General features: G+C 31.1%; 19 protein-coding genes. 11 read left to right on the top strand and 8 right to left on the bottom strand.

Annotation, left to right across the window (positions count from 1 at the left end; all coding sequences use genetic code 11):
• Positions 1-8: 8 nt before the first annotated feature.
• The gene (pckA, locus tag P8H50_RS10765) at positions 9-1,622 is read left to right on the top strand and encodes a phosphoenolpyruvate carboxykinase (ATP) (protein WP_300208797.1); all 1,614 of its coding nucleotides are present in this window, start codon (positions 9-11) and stop codon (positions 1,620-1,622) included.
• Between the two features lie 94 nt (positions 1,623-1,716).
• Here pckA and P8H50_RS10760 read toward each other — a convergent pair whose 3' ends face one another.
• Both P8H50_RS10760 and P8H50_RS10755 read right to left on the bottom strand, forming a co-directional pair.
• Positions 1,717-2,463, bottom strand: coding sequence for a uroporphyrinogen-III synthase (locus tag P8H50_RS10760; RefSeq protein WP_300208795.1), 747 nt, complete (start codon positions 2,461-2,463; stop codon positions 1,717-1,719).
• A gap of 24 nt (positions 2,464-2,487) precedes the next feature.
• Positions 2,488-3,135 carry a DUF4271 domain-containing protein gene (locus P8H50_RS10755; RefSeq protein WP_300208792.1) on the bottom strand — a complete coding sequence of 216 codons (648 nt, stop codon included), beginning with the start codon at positions 3,133-3,135 and terminating at the stop codon, positions 2,488-2,490.
• A 108-nt stretch (positions 3,136-3,243) separates the two neighbouring features.
• On the opposite strand from P8H50_RS10755, the gene P8H50_RS10750 reads away from it, so the two are divergent.
• The 3 genes from P8H50_RS10750 to P8H50_RS10740 are packed head-to-tail and all read left to right on the top strand — an operon-like array spanning position 3,244 to position 5,811.
• Positions 3,244-3,966, top strand: a complete 723-nt coding sequence (locus P8H50_RS10750) for a polyprenol monophosphomannose synthase (RefSeq protein WP_300208790.1) — start codon at positions 3,244-3,246, stop codon at positions 3,964-3,966.
• Between the two features lie 4 nt (positions 3,967-3,970).
• Entirely contained in the window at positions 3,971-5,317 is a 1,347-nt protein-coding gene (locus tag P8H50_RS10745; RefSeq protein ID WP_300208788.1) for a dihydroorotase, read from the top strand.
• Between the two features lie 8 nt (positions 5,318-5,325).
• Positions 5,326-5,811, top strand: a complete 486-nt coding sequence (locus tag P8H50_RS10740; RefSeq protein ID WP_300208786.1) for a DUF4296 domain-containing protein — start codon at positions 5,326-5,328, stop codon at positions 5,809-5,811.
• Here P8H50_RS10740 and P8H50_RS10735 read toward each other — a convergent pair.
• A complete protein-coding gene (locus P8H50_RS10735; RefSeq protein ID WP_300208784.1) occupies positions 5,808-6,815 on the bottom strand; it encodes an NAD-dependent epimerase/dehydratase family protein in 1,008 nt (335 codons plus the stop codon). The genes P8H50_RS10740 and P8H50_RS10735 overlap by 4 nt on opposite strands.
• An 88-nt stretch (positions 6,816-6,903) precedes the next feature.
• Here P8H50_RS10735 and tyrS point away from each other — a divergent pair, with 88 nt between their 5' ends.
• Both tyrS and P8H50_RS10725 read left to right on the top strand, forming a co-directional pair.
• Positions 6,904-8,202, top strand: a complete 1,299-nt coding sequence (tyrS, locus tag P8H50_RS10730) for a tyrosine--tRNA ligase (protein WP_300208782.1) — start codon at positions 6,904-6,906, stop codon at positions 8,200-8,202.
• Between the two features lie 27 nt (positions 8,203-8,229).
• On the top strand, positions 8,230-8,421 hold the full coding sequence (locus P8H50_RS10725; protein ID WP_300208780.1) for a hypothetical protein: 192 nt from the start codon (positions 8,230-8,232) through the stop codon (positions 8,419-8,421).
• A 118-nt stretch (positions 8,422-8,539) separates the two neighbouring features.
• On the opposite strand, the gene P8H50_RS10720 is transcribed toward P8H50_RS10725, so the two are convergent.
• From P8H50_RS10720 to P8H50_RS10710, 3 genes are all read right to left on the bottom strand, one after another.
• On the bottom strand, positions 8,540-8,983 hold the full coding sequence (locus tag P8H50_RS10720; RefSeq protein WP_300208778.1) for a YHS domain-containing (seleno)protein: 444 nt from the start codon (positions 8,981-8,983) through the stop codon (positions 8,540-8,542).
• Positions 8,984-9,129: 146 nt separating this feature from the next.
• Complete coding sequence (locus P8H50_RS10715) at positions 9,130-10,110, bottom strand: acyl transferase (protein WP_300208903.1); 981 nt, start codon at positions 10,108-10,110, stop codon at positions 9,130-9,132.
• Between the two features lie 121 nt (positions 10,111-10,231).
• Complete coding sequence (locus tag P8H50_RS10710) at positions 10,232-12,169, bottom strand: T9SS type A sorting domain-containing protein (protein WP_300208776.1); 1,938 nt, start codon at positions 12,167-12,169, stop codon at positions 10,232-10,234.
• 234 nt (positions 12,170-12,403) lie between these two features.
• On the opposite strand from P8H50_RS10710, the gene P8H50_RS10705 reads away from it, so the two are divergent.
• Positions 12,404-13,087, top strand: coding sequence for a response regulator transcription factor (locus tag P8H50_RS10705; RefSeq protein ID WP_300208774.1), 684 nt, complete (start codon positions 12,404-12,406; stop codon positions 13,085-13,087).
• Positions 13,088-13,091: 4 nt separating this feature from the next.
• A complete protein-coding gene (locus P8H50_RS10700; RefSeq protein ID WP_300208772.1) occupies positions 13,092-14,126 on the top strand; it encodes an ATP-binding protein in 1,035 nt (344 codons plus the stop codon).
• On the opposite strand, the gene P8H50_RS11095 is transcribed toward P8H50_RS10700, so the two are convergent.
• Entirely contained in the window at positions 14,107-14,586 is a 480-nt protein-coding gene (locus P8H50_RS11095) for a glycosyltransferase (protein ID WP_366900978.1), read from the bottom strand. The two genes, P8H50_RS10700 and P8H50_RS11095, sit on opposite strands and share 20 nt — an antisense overlap.
• A gap of 257 nt (positions 14,587-14,843) precedes the next feature.
• Positions 14,844-15,161 (bottom strand): hypothetical protein, encoded by a 318-nt coding sequence (locus P8H50_RS11090; RefSeq protein WP_366900977.1) that lies wholly within the window; start codon positions 15,159-15,161, stop codon positions 14,844-14,846.
• An 82-nt stretch (positions 15,162-15,243) separates the two neighbouring features.
• Here P8H50_RS11090 and trmB point away from each other — a divergent pair, with 82 nt between their 5' ends.
• The 3 genes from trmB to P8H50_RS10680 are packed head-to-tail and all read left to right on the top strand — an operon-like array spanning position 15,244 to position 16,913.
• Positions 15,244-15,918, top strand: a complete 675-nt coding sequence (trmB, locus tag P8H50_RS10690; protein ID WP_300208770.1) for a tRNA (guanosine(46)-N7)-methyltransferase TrmB — start codon at positions 15,244-15,246, stop codon at positions 15,916-15,918.
• Positions 15,919-15,931: 13 nt separating this feature from the next.
• Positions 15,932-16,561: a LysE family transporter gene (locus tag P8H50_RS10685; protein WP_300208768.1), complete on the top strand. Its 630-nt coding sequence runs from the start codon at positions 15,932-15,934 to the stop codon at positions 16,559-16,561.
• A gap of 19 nt (positions 16,562-16,580) precedes the next feature.
• Positions 16,581-16,913 carry an MGMT family protein gene (locus P8H50_RS10680; RefSeq protein ID WP_300208766.1) on the top strand — a complete coding sequence of 111 codons (333 nt, stop codon included), beginning with the start codon at positions 16,581-16,583 and terminating at the stop codon, positions 16,911-16,913.
• Positions 16,914-17,073 lie beyond the last annotated feature (160 nt).

Below are 17,073 nucleotides of genomic sequence, written 5' to 3'. Positions count from 1 at the left end.
ACTAAATTATGGTAAACCATACACAATCTACTAAAACGATTTCGTTAGAAAAATACGGTATTAAGAACGCTAATGTTCGTTACCAATTATCACCTAAAAAATTACAAGAAACGACTATTGAGAAAGGGCAAGGAGTGCTAGCATCTTCTGGAGCTTTAGCTGTTAATACAGGAGAGTTTACAGGACGCTCACCAATGGATCGTTTTATCGTAAAAGATGATATAACTAAAGATCGCGTTTGGTGGGGAAATATTAATATTCCTTTTGAAGCAGATAAATTCGATAAACTTTATGATAAGGTTGTAAACTATTTGTCTGAAAAAGAAGTTTTTGTAAGAGATAGTTTTGCTTGTGCAGACGAAGATTACAAATTGAACATTCGTGTTATTAACGAGTATCCGTGGAGTAATATGTTTGCATACAATATGTTTTTACGTCCTACAGATGCTGAGTTAGCAAATTTCTCACCTGAATGGACAATTGTTAATGCGCCAGGTTTTATGGCAGATGCTAAAGAAGATGGGACAAGACAACATAATTTTGCTATTTTAAATTTTGAAAAAAAGATTGCTCTAATAGGAGGAACTGGATATACAGGAGAAATTAAAAAAGGCATCTTTTCTGCATTAAATTTTATTCTTCCAGTATTTAAAAACACTTTGCCAATGCACTGTAGTGCGAATGTTGGTAAAGATGGAGACACCTCTATTTTCTTTGGACTTTCTGGAACTGGAAAAACAACTTTATCTACAGATCCAGATAGAAGTTTAATTGGTGATGATGAGCATGGTTGGACCGCAGAAAATACGGTTTTCAATTTCGAAGGAGGTTGTTATGCTAAAGTCATTAATCTTTCTCAAGAACAAGAGCCAGAAATTTTCGAAGCAATAAAAGAAGGTGCTATTCTTGAGAATGTAAAAATGAATGACAAAGGTGAAGTAGATTTTGCAGATACCTCTATTACTCAAAATACTCGTGTAAGTTACCCAATTCATCATATTCATAATATTAGAGTACCATCAATAGGTAAAAATCCAAAAAATATATTCTTTTTAACAGCAGATGCTTTTGGTGTATTACCTCCTATTTCAAAACTTACACCAGGACAAGCTGCTTATCATTTTATCTCTGGTTATACTGCTAAAGTTGCAGGAACAGAAGCAGGAATTACAGAGCCTGTGCCAAGTTTTTCGGCATGTTTTGGAGCGCCATTTATGCCTTTACACCCAACAAAGTATGCTGAGATGTTAAGTAAAAAAATGCAAGAAGCAGGAGTAACAGTTTGGTTAGTTAACACAGGTTGGACTGGAGGACCTTATGGTGTTGGAAATAGAATGAAATTAAAGTACACAAGAGCTATGATTACTGCTGCTATGGATGGTTCTTTAGAAGAAGCAAATAAAGGGAACTACCATAAACACTCTGTTTTTAAAGTAGATCAGCCAAGAATTTGCCCAAATGTGCCAACAGAAGTATTAAGCCCAAGAAAATCTTGGAACAATGATGAAGGCTATTATAAAACTGCAGATAAATTAGCACGTTCTTTTAGAGAAAACTTTAAAAAGTTCGAGGACAATGCTAATGATGCTATTTTAGCAGGAGCACCTAATGTAAAAGAATAAAGTGCTTTATATTTAAAGTATAGTAACAAACAAAAAGGCTTCTCGATAGAGAAGCCTTTTTGTTTGTTATATAAGTTATAAGTACTTACTAACTTTATTTTTTGTTTACAGAATCTATATACTTTTTAAGAGCCATCGTCATAGAAGGTGTTTCTGGAGTTGGTGCAGCAATGTCTACTCTTAATCCTTTTGCTTCTACAGCTTTAATTGTAGTGTTTCCAAACACAGCTATTCTAGTATTTTTTTGTTGAAAATCTGGAAAGTTATGAAATAAAGAATCAATGCCACTTGGGCTAAAGAATACTAATATATCGTAGGTTACGCTTTCTAAATCAGATAAATCACTAATTACAGTTCTATAAAAAACGGCTTCTTTCCAGTTAACACCTAATCCGTTTAATACTTCTGGAACTTCTTCTTTTAATTTATCGGCAGCTGGTAATAAAAAGGTTTCGTCTTTGTATTTTTTTATTAGAGGCGAAAGTTCACTAAAGGTTCGTTTACCAACATATATTTTACGTTTTCTATAAACCACATATTTTTGAAGATAGTATGCTACAGCTTCAGACTGACAAAAATATTTCATGCTATCTGGTACTTTAAAACGCATTTCTTCAGCTACTCTAAAAAAATGGTCGACAGCATTTCTACTGGTTAAAATTATGGCAGTAAATTTACTAAGGTCAATTTTTTGTTGCCTAATTTCTTTAGAAGGGACACCTTCAACGTGAATAAAAGGACGAAAGTCTATTTTCACTTTTTGTCTTTCAGACAAATCGAAATATGGCGAATTTTCAATTTTAGGTTCTGGTTGCGAGACTAAAATGGTTTTCACTTTCATATAATAATAGCTTTTTTTATGGCCTTACTGTAACGTATATAACTTATACAAAACAAGATAAGGTGCAATTTCAAGTGCGCAAAGATACAAAATAAAATAGAACCAATTCTTTTTTATTGTTTTAAGATTGTCTTTAATAAACAAGATTATTCCAGCAATGTTAATTGTTATTAATATTAAGAAGAAAACAGATATGTTTATTTGGTTTGGGTGCCAAGAATAAACTAAAACAGCATTTATAGGTATTAATAAAAGGCCTAAGAAATTTTTATAGCTTGTTTTTTGAAAAATATAATTATAAACAATATTTTCAATGTTTAAAATTTTACTTGTTATGCGCTCCAATATTAGTTTAACAAGAAGAAAAACTCCAATACCTAATGTAAGCTTAAAAGAAGTTAAAAAGCTGTTTTTAGGAAGATTAATACTTAAATTTAGACACAGCATATAGAATACTGATAGACCAATGCAAAGATTAGCAAACAGTAAGCCTTCAAAAAAATCAAAAAATTTCTTTTCTCGTTTATAAACTTTTAAATATCTAAAGTTTATTAATAACATTAAAAAATCTTGAAATCGTTTTGGAGCTAAAAGTTTTGCCATTGCAACTAAAACAAGACAAATTACAAGTAAAATAGTATAAAGTTCGGTAGAAGGTACTTCTCTTAGCATCTGGTAAAATTATTATAAAATAATTAAGAACACACACCATTTTTTAAGAAATATTTACAAAAAACTAAAAGTCAAATATGTACATTTGCCATTATCTAAAAGCGATTAATGCAAGACGCAGTTGTAATTATACCAACTTATAACGAAATTGAAAACATAGAGGCCATTATTTTGGCTGTTTTTAATCAGGAAAAGGTATTTCATATTTTGGTGGTAGATGATAACTCTCCAGATGGTACCGCAAATAAAGTTAGAGTACTCCAAAAGCAGTATCCAGACTCTTTGTTTTTAGAAGTTAGACAGCAAAAAGCTGGATTAGGAACCGCTTATATTCATGGTTTTAAGTGGTGTTTAAAGAGAGAGTATCAGTATATTTTTGAAATGGATGCCGATTTTTCTCACAATCCAAAAGACCTAATAAGGCTTTACAATGCATGCTTTAAAGAAGGTGCTGCATTAAGTATTGGGTCGCGTTATAAAAAAGGTATAAATGTTGTTAATTGGCCTTTAAGTCGAATTATCTTATCTTATGGAGCTTCAATATATGTGCGTATAATTACTGGAATGCGTATTATGGATAGTACTGCAGGTTTTATATGTTATCATAGAAGTGTTTTAGAAAGTATTAATCTAGAAAATATTAAATTTATAGGCTACGCGTTTCAAATTGAAATGAAATTTAAAGCCTACTCAAAACATTTTAAAATTGTAGAAGTACCAGTTATTTTTACAGATCGAACCAGAGGACAATCAAAATTAAGTTCCAGTATTATTTCTGAAGCTATTTTTGGAGTTATCTCAATGAAATTTAAAAGTTTATTCAATACATAAAATAATGAGCGAGAGAATCACACTTATTAAAAATGCTAAAATTGTAAACGAAGGCAGTATTTTTAATGGAGACATATTAATAGAAGGTGAGTTTATTACTAAAATAGATACTTCTATAAGTGCTAAATCTGCAAATGAAAATATATTTGATGCAGAAGGTAAATATGTTATTCCTGGAATGATTGACGATCAGGTACACTTTAGAGAACCAGGTTTAACACATAAAGCAAATATAGAAACAGAGTCTAGAGCTGCAATTGCTGGTGGTATTACTTCTTTTATAGAAATGCCAAACACCAATCCGCAGACGACAACCATAGAAAAGTTAAACAGTAAGTTTGCTATTGCTAAAGAAACGTCTTTTGCTAATTACTCTTTTATGTTTGGTGGCACTAACGATAATTTAGAAGAGATCCTTAAGGTGGATCCAAAACAAGTCGCTGGTTTAAAATTATTTTTAGGCTCATCTACAGGAGATATGTTGGTAGATAATCCTGAAGTTTTAGAAAAAATATTTTCTAGTACAAACTTGTTAATTTCTGTGCATTGTGAAGATGAGGCTACTATTAGAGCCAATACAGAAGTTTATAAAGAGCGTTATGGAGACAATATCCCAATTAATTTGCATCCAATTATTAGAAGTGAAGAGGCATGTTACTTGTCTTCATCTCAAGCCATTAAATTAGCAGAAAAAACAGGAGCACGTTTGCATGTCTTTCATTTATCAACTGGTAAAGAAACAGATTTATTTACTAATAAAATACCTTTAAAAGACAAGAAGATTACTGCTGAAGTTTGTATTCATCACTTATGGTTTAGCGATAAAGATTACGACGAGAAAGGCACATTAATAAAGTGGAATCCAGCAGTTAAAACAGAGAAGGATAGAGCACAATTATTAAAAGCTTTATTAGACGATAGAATAGATGTTATTGCAACAGACCACGCACCACATACAATCGAAGAGAAAAGTAATGTATATACAAAAGCACCTTCTGGAGGACCATTAGTACAACACGCATTGCCAGCACTATTAGAAATGCATCATCGTGGACAAATTTCTATCGAGAAAATCGTTGAAAAAACAGCACATAATCCTGCTATTTTATTTGAGGTAGAAAAACGCGGATATATAAAAGAAGGCTATTATGCAGATTTGGTTATAGTAGATTTAAACAATCCATGGACTGTTAACAAAGATAATATTTTGTATAAGTGTGGTTGGTCTCCTTTTGAAGGTACAACCTTTAAATCTCGTATTTCTCACACATTTGTAAATGGAGGATTAGCCTATAAAAACTTTAAGTTTTACGACACAAAATATGCAAAACAATTAACGTTCGATAGATAAGAATACGTATGAAAATAAAACACCTTTCATTTTTAATACTGTTATTACTGTTAAGTTCCTGTTATAAAGTTAAAAAACCAAATAAGCCAGAAAATCTTATTTCTGAGGATAACATGGTTAATATTTTGGTAGATATGGCAATTATGTCTTCAGCAAAAGGCGTTAATAAAAGTAATATTGAAAAAAACGGAATTATACCAGATGCTTATATCTATAAAAAAAATAATATAGACAGCACTACTTTTGCAAATAGTAATGCTTATTATGCTTTCGACATTAAAAAATACGATGCCATTTATTTACGTGTAAAAGATAGTTTGACCATTTTGAGAGAAAAATATAAAGCTATCGATAAAGAAGAGAAAAAAATAAAAGAGAAAAAAGATTCTATTAATCGCGCTAGAATTAACGAAGAAAAACGTAAAAAATACGATAATAGAAGAGAGCCAAAACCAGCTAGTTTAGGAAAATTAGAGCCTTTAAAAAAGAATTAAATTTCATCTAAATACCGTTTACAAGTCTCACGTATTTCTTTGTCTAAATTGGAATACTCAAAACTTACAAAAGCTTTAATTTTTTCACCATTAAATTGAGATTGATGCTCTAAAGAATGCACTAATTGCTTTGTTAATACGCGTCGTTTTCCAGTAATTTTATGTTGTAACCAATCGAGTCTCCAACCTATTTGTAATAGCCAGCTTGCAGCTTCTTTTTTTGGTGGCTTTACTTCTAGAGCATTTGCGCAAGTGGTTAAGAATTTTTTATAAGTCCAACTTTGCGAAACAAGAATAAAACGTTCGTTTTTTACATCACTTTTCATTAAAAGCACCATGGCATTTACAACATCTTTAACAGCAACACAACCCACACTACCTTTTGTATAATATTTTAAATGGTTATGTACTGTTCTAATAATAGAACCACTGCCATAATTCCATATTCCAGGACCAATAATAACGCCAGGATTTACAATTACAACATCTAGTCCTTCTTGCGCACCTCTCCAAACTTCTAATTCTGCACCATATTTTGTAATGGCATAAACACTATTATCTGCCTCTGGATTCCATTCGGTATTTTCGGTACTAATCTCTCCTGGTTTTGGCTCACCTATAGCAGCAATAGAACTTACATAACATAATTTTTTTATGGAATTAGCAATACAAAAATTTACAATATTTGCTGTGCCTTCAATATTCGTTTTTTGTAGCACATCGAATTTATCTGGTTCGAAAGAAACAAAGGCTGCGCAATGGTAAACATGAGTAATATCTTTAAAAGCTTCGGTTAAAGCAGGAACATCATTTAAATCAGCCTCTACCCAATCAATGGTGTTAAAAAGCGCTTCAACTGTGTTAGAATAATATGAAAAAATGCGTTTTACGGTTTCAAATTTTTTTTCATTTCTATAAATAGCGCGAATAGGTTGTTTTTCATTTAACAATTTAAAAAGCAAATGCGCACCTACAAAACCTGTTCCACCTGTAACTAAAATCATACCTCTAAGGTAAGAAATATTCAATATAGCATCTTAATTATATAGCTATTTTTATCTTTGCGAATCAATACACAAAATAAAGTAAAAAATGGCTAATACATTTGTTGAACAATTACGTTGGAGAGGTATGTTACATACCGAAATGCCTGGAACAGAAGAACATTTAAACGAAGCCATGCGTAGTGCTTATGTAGGTTTCGATCCTACAGCAGACTCACTTCATATAGGTAATCTAGTCCCAATTATGTTATTAGCGCACTACCAACGTTGTGGACACAAGCCAGTGGTTTTAGTTGGTGGTGCAACAGGAATGATTGGTGATCCTTCTGGGAAGTCTACCGAACGTAATTTGTTAAACGAAGACACCTTAAGGCACAATCAAGAAGCGATTAAAAAGCAACTGTCTCATTTTTTAGATTTTGAAAGTAATGAAAAAAACGCAGCAGTTTTAGTAAACAACTACGACTGGATGAAAAATTTCTCTTTCTTAGAATTTATTCGTGACGTTGGAAAGCACATTACTGTAAATTATATGATGGCTAAAGATTCTGTAAAAAACAGAATTTCTTCAGAGTCAACCTCAGATGGTATGAGTTTTACAGAGTTTACCTACCAATTGGTTCAAGGTTACGATTTTTTACATTTATATAAGGAGCTCAATTGTACTTTGCAAATGGGAGGAAGCGACCAATGGGGAAATATAACAACTGGAACTGAACTTATTCGTCGCATAGATCAAGGAAAAGGTTATGCTATTACATGTCCTTTAATAACTAAAAGTGATGGTTCTAAATTTGGTAAAAGTGAAGGTGGTAATGTATGGTTAGATGCCAATAGAACATCACCTTACAAGTTTTACCAATATTGGTTAAATTCTAGCGATGAAGATGCCGAAAAGTACATTAAGATATTTACTTTTTTAACTGAAGAGGACATAAAAACTCTAATCTTAGAACATACTCAAGCACCACATTTAAGAGTCTTGCAAAAGCGTTTAGCAAAAGAAATTACCACAATGGTACATAGCGAAGATGAGTTTTTAAATGCTGAAAAAGCTTCAGGAATTTTATTTAGTAAAACCTTTAATAAAGACATACGTACACTTAAAGAAAATGTGTTTTTAGACGTTTTTGAAGGTGTGCCACAAGCTGAAGTTTTGAAAGCAGATTTACTAGAAGGCCTTGACATGATTGCTGCACTTGCAGATAAAACAAATTTTTTAAAGAGTAATAGTGAAGCAAGAAGAGCACTTAAAGAAAATGCCGTTTCTGTAAACAAAGATAAGGTTAAAGAAGATTATAAAATTACAAACCAAGATTTAATACACGATAAATACGTTGTCTTAAATAAAGGGAAGAAGAATACTTATATTTTGAAGGTGATTTAAAGATATCTTTATTTAAATTGAAATTTTATGAATAATATAAGCTTACATTCAAACGGAGAAAATGACCATTTGCATTCTCTTAAAAGTGAGTATTTAATTAAAATTAAAGAGATTAAAGAAAACTTAGAACTTTCAAAGGAGGTTAAAACAGAAAAGCTAGAAAAACTGAAAGCCGAATTTTACAAGCAAAAAAAGCGTTCTAGATTTAAACTTTTCTAAAAAAATGGATTTTATCTTATTATTTTTCAAAAAAAAGCCCGAATGCAAAGCTGCAATCGGACTTTCAAAAAATTAGTTAACCAACCAAAAACTAATTTTTCTTTCTCATAACTTAAAATCAATCTTTTTCACTTATAAATTTCCAACTCTGGTCGGCTTTTATTATTAATTGGTTTACATCCTTTTCTAACCAAGATTTTAGCGTGTTAATTCCCCAAGAATTATAGAATAAATACAATTTTCCATCTCTAATTTCAAAAGTTTCTGGATCAACAGATACTTTTTTAGCTTTTTCTGCAACTGCATAAGCACAATAGCCACCATATTGCGGAATGTATTGTTTTGGGTTTGCTTTAAACGTATCTAAATGTGTTTGAGATGTGAACTTAAACCTTGTACCATCAAAAGTTGTAGTATATTTTTTATTGCCTTTTTCAGCTTTGTTTTCAAAATAAGAAACTACATCATAACCTTCAGCTAGAAAACCTTTTTTTGTGTTGTAATCTGTTTGCGCTTGCGTAATAAAAATTCCGAAGAAAAAAATGTAGATTAAATACTTCATGTGATTTTGTTTATTGTTTTTTAATGCTCACATGCTGTTCGCTATTAGTATTCTTTATGGTGATAAAATTTTTTACAGCTCGTTTCATATCTATTCAGTCGTTATAGATACGTAATTATTACAGTATTGGTTTTAGAAAAGGTTTATTAAAGCACCATAAGGTTGCAACCTCTAATATCACTAGTATCAAAACGTCCAATAATTTCGAAAGATTTATCTTTACTAACACGACCTAAATCTTGAGTTGCAATAAACGAACAAGAATTTATGTTTGCTAAATCGATTACATTTAGGCCTCCAGTTTTTCCAGGCGCAGTTAATGTAAGCGCATCTTCGGTTTCACGCGTTAAAATACGCATCCAATTTGGACAATTAAAAACACCATGTCCTTTGGAATAGGCTTGACTTAACAACTCGGTCATGCCATATTCGCTATGTATTGTGTTTACGCCAAAACCAGACTTTAATAGGTTATGAAGTTCTTCTCTAATCAGTCCTTTACGCCTACCTTTCATACCTCCAGTTTCCATAACAATAGTATTGTTAAGATTAAAAGAATATGCTTCAACCAAATCTAATAAAGCAAAAGACACACCAACAAGTAATACTTTTTTGCCTTGCTTATCTAAGCGTTTTAATGTAGTACTTATTTCATGTAAATTATTGAGATAGAAACCACTGTATTTGTGATTAGATGCTTTAATTAAACTATCTACCATGTAAATAAGCGAAGAGCCTTCACGCTCCAAGTAGCTAGGTAATAATGCTAATACTACATAATCTTTAATATCACCATAGAAAGAATGAAACCCTTTTTTAAAGCTTTCTTCGTAAATAGAAAGGTCTGTTATATGATGTTTACTTGTTATACTTCCAGTAGTACCACTACTAGTAAAGGTTTTTTTTATGTTTTTAGAAGAACTAATAACATGATGAGACTTGAAAAATTGAATAGGTAGAAAAGGAATTTCTTCTATTGTTTTAATATCACTTGGGTTTTTATACAGTAAATCGCAAAAGGAACGATAGACTGGATTATTTTCAAATTGAAACCCAAAAACTTGTAAGGCTAAAGCGTTAAATTCAGCTTCTGTTTTAATTGAGAATATTTTGTTTTGGTCTATCATTTTCATTTGTCAGTTCTAGTAAAAATTGGTTTGCAATTTTTTTATCAAGAACAAAAGCAAAAATAAACAAAAAGAGCGTTACCTATGGCAAACGCTCTTTTAAAAAGTATTTTTATGAAGCCTACTTAATTACTAATTTCTTAGTAGTAGTGGCTCCATCTTGGTTTAATTGTAAAATATAAACACCTGTTTTTAGATTAGAAACATCTAGACGGTTGTTAATAGTTTGAGATAACACTTGCTTTCCTAAAATATCGAAAACTGTTACATTAACTGCTTCGTTAGAAGTTGTTTTAATGTTTACAATTCCTGTATTTGTAGGGTTTGGAAATAAACGAAACTCAGTATTTGTAGTGAACTCACCTGTAGATAACGTTTCATTAAACGTTGTAGTAATAGATAAATTATCAACAAGAACAGCTTCATTAAGACTGGAATCAGATTGCCTTAAGGCAAATTGAGTAATAGTTGTAACATCGCCAGTACTTGAAATTGAAGGATCAGTTGATGCTGCTCCATCAATCCATAGTTGTGAAACACCATCAGTTTGATTGTATCTAACTGTTGCTCTATAGGTAGTTCCATAGACTAAGTCTGTAGCCCATATTGCAGTTGCAGTAGAGGTAGAAGAAGAAAGGCCTACAGAAAAATCACCACCATTTGTAGCATCAGTAACATCTAAACGTGCAAGAAAATTAAAACCATCATCTTTGAAAACTGCGAAATACTCATAATCTCCACCTGTAATAATTCCACCTGGATCTGTTATGGAAAAATCAAGTGCATAATATATATCTCCAGGAACAGAAGTAAAAGCAATACTTGCATCTTCACTTGGTACTCCATGTTGTACGACAGCTTTTTCATTAGATACTAATAAGTCTCCATCAGTTCCAGAAAAACCAGTCCAATTAGGATTACTTGTTAGAGAACCATCTGTATAAGCAAAGTCTTCTAATATTGGTAACATTAATTGAGGATCACAATTTGGGCTACTAATATTTCTAGTAAAATCACAACCGCTATCCGCAGGATCACCAGTAAAAGTAACAGTAAAATCTGTGTCTTCAGTAATACCACTTATCAATATAGTTCCAGATGCAACACTACTAGGATTGTCTCCACCTAAAACACCATTACCTGCAGTGTCTATAGTATATGTACTATTACCACCACCTGTATAATCAATACTCACATCGTACGTGTCTGTTGTTGCTGGTGTTATAGTGTTACATGTTACAACAGGAGTACTTACATTTAAAGTACAAGGGAAAGCTACTGTAAAAGTTACTGTATCTGTTACTAGTGGGGAAATAGGAGTATGTGAGTTGTCCACTAAAGTCATAACTACTACATAAGTTCCACCATCTACAGTTGTAATAGCTTCATCAAGAACATCATATTTCATTGGTTGATTAACTCCATTAAGTGTCCAATGGATATGACCGTCAATTCCTGCGCCAGGATTACCTATAACAAAATTTTGAACATTAATAGATACATCTGCATTAGTTGTACCGGTAGGAAATATTTGATTGTCTGAAGGAGATGAAATAGAAAGTATTGGTGTAGCTGCACCAGTAAATCCAGTCCAAACTATATCATCAATAGTTACTTGACCGTCACTATTATTAACACTAATAAGTTTAATAATAACATCTCCAGGTTGGTTTACAGTAATTGTACCAGAATTTTGAACAGTACCATCAGTTGAAGTTACATTTCCAACAACTAAACCATTTACAAGAATATTAAGATTTACATTAGTGCTAAATGTTCTTTGATAATTAAAGCTAATTGTACCTATTCCACCTGTGATTGTTCCCGAAGAAACCTCAGCTTGTGGTGTTCTATTTCTACCAAGCATAATAGATTTCCCAGTAATACTTTGGTCGCCTCTAGATTGAACATAAGTCCAAGTAGAACCATCATTTCCCATAAAAGTTCCATCGGCGTAAGAGCTGCCAGTTTCAGTAAAATTATCAAAAGTTTCAGTTCCTTGAGAAAAGGAAAGAGAACTAATTAATAATGTTAATAATAAAAAGTAAATTTTTTTCATAATTTTTGTTTTATATTTATAATGCAAATATAATAATTTTGAGCATATTTATAATTTTATTATCTACAGTAAGTATTATTTAACTATTAAATAACATAATTTAGACTTATCGCATCATAAATGCTTATTAGTTAGCGCTCAGTATTTTAATATTAAGTTAATGTTATTATTTTAATAATTATTTATGGTTGTAGATTTAGTTTTATCTTTACTTAATAGAAATACAACTTAGTTATGAATAAAAAAGATATTAAAATACTTCTTGTGGACGATGAGCCAGACATTTTAGAAATTGTTAGCTATAATTTATCGCAAGAAGGGTATCAAGTTATTACAGCTAAAAATGGTGTAAAGGGAGTTGAAAAAGCTAAAGCAGAAAAACCACAACTTATTGTTTTAGATGTAATGATGCCAGAAATGGATGGTATTGAAGCTTGCGAACAAATAAGAAAAATACCAGAGTTAAAAAATACAATTATTACTTTCCTTACAGCTAGAGGAGAAGACTATTCTCAAGTTGCAGGTTTCGATGCTGGAGCAGACGATTACATCACTAAACCAATTAAGCCTAAAGTATTAGTAAGCAAAGTAAAAGCATTGCTAAGACGCTTAAAAACCGAAGAAGAAAGTATACCAATTATAAAAATAGGCGACATTGAAATAAATAGAGAAGAATATAAAATTTCTGTAAAAGGAAAGGAAGTCGTTTTACCTAGAAAAGAATTCGAATTATTATCTTTACTAGCCTCAAAACCTGGGAAAGTATTTAAAAGAGAAGATATTTTAGATAAAGTTTGGGGAAACGAAGTTATAGTAGGAGGAAGGACAATAGATGTTCACATTAGAAAGCTGAGAGAAAAGCTTGGTGATAAATCCTTTAAAACGGTAAAAGGAGTTGGTTATAAGTTTGTAGAATAACACAATGGGTTTAATAAAAAACTACAAATTCGCACTTAAAACAGCACTATTTATTACTTTAGTATTAACACTCGCTATAAGTGTCTTTTTATATACATACTATACCTTAAGAGGATTACATATTTTATTTTTTGTAATTGTTTGCTATTTAATTTCTTTTAGTGTAATCCAATATCGCGTACAGAATTTTATTTATAAACGTGTAAAACAAATTTATAACGATTTAAAACTTTTAGAATCTACTTCCTACCGAAAAAAAAGGATTACAACAGACATGGCAACACTAAAGCAAGAAATTGATAGGTTCGCCAGAGATAAAAAATTGGAGATTGAAACCTTAATAGTGCGAGAGGAATACAGAAAAGAATTTTTAGGTAACGTGTCTCACGAATTAAAAACACCATTATTTACAGTTCAAGGTTATTTAGAAACTTTAATTGATGGAGCAGCAAACAATGAGAAACTAAGAGAGAAATATTTAGATCGCGCTAATAAAGGTGTAGAACGATTAATCTATATTGTAAGGGATTTAGATATGATCACTAAGTTAGAAGTTGGAGATGTAAGTATAGAAACTCAAACATTTAATATTATAGAACTTATAAAAAGTGTTTTTGATTTGTTAGAAATGAAAGCCTCTAAAAAGAAGATTACTTTAACTTTTGATAGGCAATATACTAAGCCCATTCTGGTAAATGCAGACCAAGAGAAAATACAACAAGTCCTCACTAATTTGGTTGTAAACTCAATTAAATATGGAAAAGAAAAAGGAACGACAGAAATAAGTGTTGAAAATCTTATAAAAAACAAAGTTATTATTCGTGTTACAGATAATGGAGAGGGTATTGAAAAAGAAAATATTCCTAGATTGTTTGAGCGTTTTTTTAGAGTAGATAAAAGTGGTTCTAGAAAAGAAGGAGGCTCTGGCTTGGGCTTAGCAATCGTAAAACATATAATTGAAGCTCACGACGAAAACATTTACATAGAAAGCCAATTTGGTATTGGTAGTGAGTTTTCTTTTACTTTAGAAAAAGGCTAAATAAAACCTCTAAATCTGGCGTATTATATTGCATATCTAATCCCTTAAATTGTATTATCCTCTTTAATTGTGTTGCATTAAAATGCTCTTGATTACAAAAAGGTGCTAAATGTAAATTACTTAAACGTTCTGCAAGATATTCTTGTTCAAATTGACCAGGTGTTGGAATAAAAAATGCCTTTTTTCCTAATTTTGTTAAATCCATCACTGTAGTGTAACCAGAGCGGCAAATAATAAGTTTACTACTGTTAATAGCTTTTTCTATAGCTTTGGATGTCATATAGTTGTATATCGTGAGATTTCCAGTTGTACTTTTTGTTTGTTTATTTTCTATGATGCCTTTTACAAATAAAACAGAGCCTTCGTAATAATGTAATTCCTTAATTAATTTATGCTCCAATAAATTGCGTTGAGGTTCTGGACCAGAAAGTAATACCATAATGTCATATTTGGTTTCCATTTCTGTTTTATTAAGCCTGCTTAAAGGGCCTAAATACTTAATGCTTAATTTCGATTTTTCTGAAATGTGTCCAAGTTTACCACTTAAATTTGGAGCTTCTTTAAAGTCTGGAATCCAAATTTCTTTGAAGTTTTTAAGCTGGATTTTATTAATTATAGAACTTATAAAACTAGTATTCCCGCTTAAAACATTAAGTTGGTGCGTTATAATTACTGAAGGAATTTTTTTGCTGTAAATACCAAATCTACTGTCAGATATTACACCAGAAATATCGTAGTCTTCAATAATTTTTTTATTATTATTCTTTCTGCTTTTAGTGTTTTTGCAATTTGAGGTAATTGCCTCAAGAGCTTCAGCTTTAATTGTTTTCCAGATTTTTGATACTTAATATTATAAGCAGGTAATGTTATGCAATTTAATTTGGAAAACTCCTTTTTTAGCAATAATAACGCTGCTCCATCACTGGCAATAATGGGTTCAAAATCACTTTCAATAAGCCATTTAACAATAGGAATACATCTGGTGGCATGTCCAATTCCCCAATTTAAAGGCGCTACGAGTATTTTTTTCTTCATAAATGAATAACAAAGATAATCATTGAACAGATTATTACACTCTCATATATTTCCTTAATTTTACCAAAAATTTTATAAAGCAGTGGGAAGTAAGAATAAGCTAAAAAGATTTAACGAAAACGAAACATTTGATAACGTTTTTCAGCCGAAACGAGAAGAATTGGTAGAGGCAACATATAAAATGAAAGGCCACTGGAACGCTAAGTATTTTAAAAATGATAATCCATTGGTTTTAGAATTAGGTTGTGGAAAAGGCGAATATTCTGTTAATCTTGCTAAAAAGTATCCAAACAAAAACTTTATAGGTATCGATATAAAAGGTGCTCGATTTTGGAGAGGCGCAAAAACTGCTATTGAAGAAAGCATTCCTAATGTTGCGTTTTTAAGAACACAAATTGAACTTATAGATTTTGCCTTTGCCGAAAATGAGGTAGATGAAATTTGGATTACTTTTCCAGATCCACAAATTAAATATAAGCGTACAAAACATAGAATGACTAATTCTGAATTTTTAAAACGCTACAAAAAAGTGTTAAAAGCAAATGGAGTGATGAACTTAAAAACCGATAGTGAATTTATGCATGGATACACTTTAGGATTGTTACATGGCGAAGGACATGAAGTTTTATACGCTAACCATAATGTATATAAACAAGAAGGCAGTCCAGAAGAAGTAACAAGCATTCAAACACATTACGAAAGCATCTATCTAGAACAAAACAAACCAATTACGTATATTAGATTTAAAATTAAGTAATTCAGATATAAATTTGGAGATAACGCTAACATTTGGGATTGCATTAATAGTAGCTTTAGTTGGTGTTATTCCGCCAGGTTTATTAAACATGACAGCTGCTAAAATTAGTATTAAAGATGGGCACTCAAGAGGTTTAATATTCTCTATTGGTGTTTGTGTAATAGTTGTTTTTCAAACCTTAATTGCATTAGTTTTTGCAAGATATTTAAGTAATCATCCAGAAGTTGTAGTTATTCTGCAACGTGTGGCTTTTGTAATATTTGTTTTAATAACAGTTTATTTTCTTCTCATAGCAAAAAAAACAGACAAGCCAGATGTGGAATCGAATGTTAAAAGTAAAAAAAGGCGCTTTTTTCAAGGTTTACTGTTATCTGCTTTAAATGTATTTCCAATTCCTTATCAAGCCTATATGGCTATCACTTTTGTATCTTTTAAATGGATAATATTAGATCCAATTGGTATAACGTCTTATGCAGCAGGAGCAGCAATGGGAACTTTTGTGATGTTGTATATCTATGTTTTCTTTTTTGAAAAGATAAATAGCAAAAAAATAAAATCACAAAGAGGAATGAATTTTACTATTGGATTGATTACTGGAATTATTTCTATTGTTACTTTGGTAAATATTATTAAAGAAATGTAAGTAATCATTTTACAATTAAATGAAACCAGAAACACTCAATTTTTTCGAGAAAGTATATAATGTGGTAAAACTAATTCCTCATGGAAGAGTCACCAGTTATGGTGCTATTGGTAATTATCTTGGAGCTCATAGAAGTGCTAGAATGGTTGGTTATGCCATGAATAGCTCTCATGATAAAGACGTGCCAGCACATAGAGTTGTCAATAGAAAAGGGTTACTTACCGGAAAGCATCATTTTGATGGTACAAACCTTATGCAACAACTTTTAGAGAATGAAGGCATTATAGTAATAGATAATCAAATTCAAGATTTAGAGAAAGTCTATTGGAATCCATCAAAGGAATTACTTTAAAACCTTAAAAATATTGTAAATTTTCAATAATTGATTTTGCTTATTCCATTATAATAAAACTTCAAACCAAGCACTTTATTCTTCTCCGTTTATATAGTATATTTGTACTTTAGAATCATTCTCAATTATAGTGAAATTAAGAGTGAGCCATAGAGCATAG

Origin of the sequence: Lacinutrix sp., assembly GCF_029238095.1 — a bacterium.
Classification (GTDB): Bacteria; Bacteroidota; Bacteroidia; order Flavobacteriales; family Flavobacteriaceae; genus Lacinutrix.
The sequence above is the reverse complement of the archived record's forward strand: the minus strand, read 5'-3'. Positions and strand labels throughout refer to the sequence as shown.